Origin of the sequence: Levilactobacillus koreensis JCM 16448 (genome assembly GCF_001435525.1) — a bacterium.
In the GTDB taxonomy this organism is placed as follows: domain Bacteria; phylum Bacillota; class Bacilli; order Lactobacillales; family Lactobacillaceae; genus Levilactobacillus; species Levilactobacillus koreensis.
The window spans coordinates 1-2,574 of sequence record NZ_AZDP01000080.1 but is presented as its reverse complement, the minus strand read 5'-3'; the positions used below and the strand labels follow the sequence as shown (position 1 = coordinate 2,574).

Here is a 2,574-nt window from a genome sequence, read left to right as displayed (position 1 = left end):
CGAGGATAGGACGTTGCCACGCGAACGAAAGAACCCAGTGATTGGGTTCTTTTTTTATTGTCATTATTGCCAAAAACGGTGATAATAATAGTATGCCGCTTTAGCTCAGAAGGTAGAGCGTTTCCATGGTAAGGAAGAGGTCGTTGGTTCAAATCCAATAAGCGGCTTATCAGTAAAATCAGACACCAGTCGCAGGTAACAATCTAAGCAATTGCGGACGCAAGCGTACTTCGATGATGATTGCTACTTGTGTTCTGACGATAGACGATCATTTAGAAAAAGTAGCCCACCAAATCGTGTGTCGATTTGGTGGGCTACTGGTAGTTAAGGTTAGTTTTACTACGCGGACAGTTGTGCATTAATCATGAATTTATCAATGACAAACTGTTTACGCTGATTGTAGTGGCCATAAAATGCAATCTGACTGCCCAAGGTGGCCTGATAAAGAAAGTTCAGACCATGCTTGTGAACGAGGCAGTTGATTAATTGGCCGCTATGGGTATCGGCAATCTTAACGAAGAGCAAAATTGGCGACATTTTTAAGACTTTCGGATCACTAATAATAGTACCGGTTAGTGCTTGTTGCTTCATGGTCATCACCTCTGTAAGTTATATTATACGAACACATGTTCTAAAATGCAAGCTCTTTTTTTACAGATTCAGCACTAAAACGCTTGGAAGAGCTAAAGAAAGAAATCGAATTTATTGATGATTCTTAATCCAACTTTTAACCGTAATAGATTAATAATATTAATAAATATCACAAATATGTTTCCTGAAAGCGGTAATCAAATTCAGACTTAACCGCCATACTTTCCTATTTTGAGTGGAGTCATTTAATCTTATAGCAATCCTAGTGAACATTTGATAATATATGATATGTTAAGAACATAGTTCAGAGGTGGAGGAGAAATATTATGAGAAAGCTGAACCGTGCTGGCGTTGCCATTGCCCTGGCTTTACTGGGAATGGGACTCTGGGGGACACAAACGAGTTTCGCAGCGACAAAGTCATCTGGTGGTGAATCTGGCAAAGTCACGACGAACGTCTACGGGAATGACGGTAAAGTGGTTGGAACGACCCGTGACGCTGATGAATCCGGGAAGGTCTACGGGAAGAGCGGTAAGGTTATCGGGACCACTCGTGACGTTGATGGTTCTGAGAAAGTTTATGGGAAGAACGGTAAGGTTATCGGGACCACTCGTGACGTTGATGGTTCCGATAAAGTTTACGGGAAGAACGGTAAGGTTATCGGGACCACTCGTGACGCTGATGGTTCCGGGAAAGTTTACGGGAAGAACGGTAAGGTTATCGGGACCACTCGTGATGCTGATGGTTCCGAAAAAGTTTACGGGAAGAACGACAAGGTTGTCGGGACCACTCGTGATGTGGATGGGCCTGGACAGGTCTACGGGACTGATGGTAAAGTCGTTGGCACCACGCGTGCTAACAATGGTTCCGTTGGCGTGACGACGAACGTTTATGATGCAGATGGGAACACCGTTGGGTCGACGCGCAGTGACAGTGAAATTTTGCCACAAACTGATGAGGCGCGCTCCAAGTTATCTTGGTTGGGAGCCTTGATGGCAGCGTTAACGTTGACTAGTTGGCGAGTTTCTCGTCGGCGGAATCGGGCGTAGAATTGATGACTAAGATGATGAAATGGTTGATTGCACTATTGCTAGGCTTGGTCCTACTGGGAAGTGGGAGCGTGTTGGCCGTTGCAGCACAACCAGCGCAAACAGAAACAACCCGGGGGAACCAACGAGGAGTGACCACGAGTATTCAACAATCGGTACCCCAATCCAGTCGACATCAAGCGACCGAATTGATTTGGTTGGGAGCGACTTTAATCGGGGCGATTGGCCTCAGTTGGGCGTTAAATCGTCATCATAAGTAAGCACGGGATCGGACTATAGTTCCGGTCCTTTTTACTTGTCAATGGGATAGTAAACGGGCATACTAAACCTAATTTAGGACCTGAAGGAGTGCAACTATTATGGATGACTTGCTGCTACCAACCGCAATTACGAACTTTATCGCCACCACGAATGAGGCGGACTCCGCGCATTTTATGGCTCAGTTTACGCCGGATGCCGTACTCGATGACTGGGGAACCACTTATCAGGGAGCCGCTGAGATTGCCAAATGGAATCAGACCGACAACATCGGTAAGCAGTCGCACTTTGAACTGGAAGACTTCACACAGGACGACGGGCAGACATGGATCGTACAACTGCAGGTCAGTGGGCAAGGCTTCAACGGCTCAAGTCCCTTCCGGATGACGCTGGCCGATGACTTATTGGCTCGCGTGGAAATTTTACCGGATTAAAAAAATAGGGAGTGGGATAGAAGGCAGCTAGTCAATGAGCAGCAGCATCAATAGACGACGAATCCCGCATTAGGATTGTTCGTCTATCGGGATTTAGCGGACTTAACTGGCTTTTGTCGCATGTTTCTGCAATATAAATTTGGAGATACAAAAGGGTCTGGGATTTTTTCCCAGACCCTATTTTTGATTAGTGCCTTTAGGCCCAGTTGAGCACGCTAAAGCGTGCGAAACAAAAAACCACC

4 protein-coding genes and 1 tRNA gene are annotated in these 2,574 nt (G+C 45.9%); 4 read left to right on the top strand and 1 reads right to left on the bottom strand.

The window, feature by feature from the left end:
* Nucleotides 1-94: 94 nt before the first annotated feature.
* Nucleotides 95-167, top strand: a tRNA-Thr gene (locus FC99_RS07150).
* Nucleotides 168-339: 172 nt separating this feature from the next.
* Here the strand turns inward: FC99_RS07150 and FC99_RS07145 are convergent.
* Nucleotides 340-591, bottom strand: a complete 252-nt coding sequence (locus tag FC99_RS07145; protein WP_048732717.1) for a hypothetical protein — start codon at nt 589-591, stop codon at nt 340-342.
* A gap of 326 nt (nt 592-917) precedes the next feature.
* Between FC99_RS07145 and FC99_RS07140 the strand changes: the two genes are divergently transcribed.
* The 3 genes from FC99_RS07140 to FC99_RS07130 all read left to right on the top strand — a co-directional run bounded on the left by FC99_RS07140 (nt 918) and on the right by FC99_RS07130 (nt 2,332).
* Complete coding sequence (locus FC99_RS07140; RefSeq protein ID WP_056986506.1) at nt 918-1,640, top strand: type 1 periplasmic-binding domain-containing protein; 723 nt, start codon at nt 918-920, stop codon at nt 1,638-1,640.
* A 5-nt stretch (nt 1,641-1,645) separates the two neighbouring features.
* The gene (locus FC99_RS07135) at nt 1,646-1,900 is read left to right on the top strand and encodes a hypothetical protein (protein WP_156166889.1); all 255 of its coding nucleotides are present in this window, start codon (nt 1,646-1,648) and stop codon (nt 1,898-1,900) included.
* A gap of 99 nt (nt 1,901-1,999) precedes the next feature.
* Nucleotides 2,000-2,332, top strand: coding sequence for a nuclear transport factor 2 family protein (locus FC99_RS07130; protein ID WP_048732713.1), 333 nt, complete (start codon nt 2,000-2,002; stop codon nt 2,330-2,332).
* The last annotated feature ends 242 nt before the right edge of the window (nt 2,333-2,574 follow it).

Coding starts and splice junctions, on each gene's coding strand:
- FC99_RS07145 (WP_048732717.1), bottom strand. CDS start 591: ATGAAGCAACAAGCACTAACCGGTACTATTATTAGTGATCCGAAAGTC.
- FC99_RS07140 (WP_056986506.1), top strand. CDS start 918: ATGAGAAAGCTGAACCGTGCTGGCGTTGCCATTGCCCTGGCTTTACTG.
- FC99_RS07135 (WP_156166889.1), top strand. CDS start 1,646: ATGACTAAGATGATGAAATGGTTGATTGCACTATTGCTAGGCTTGGTC.
- FC99_RS07130 (WP_048732713.1), top strand. CDS start 2,000: ATGGATGACTTGCTGCTACCAACCGCAATTACGAACTTTATCGCCACC.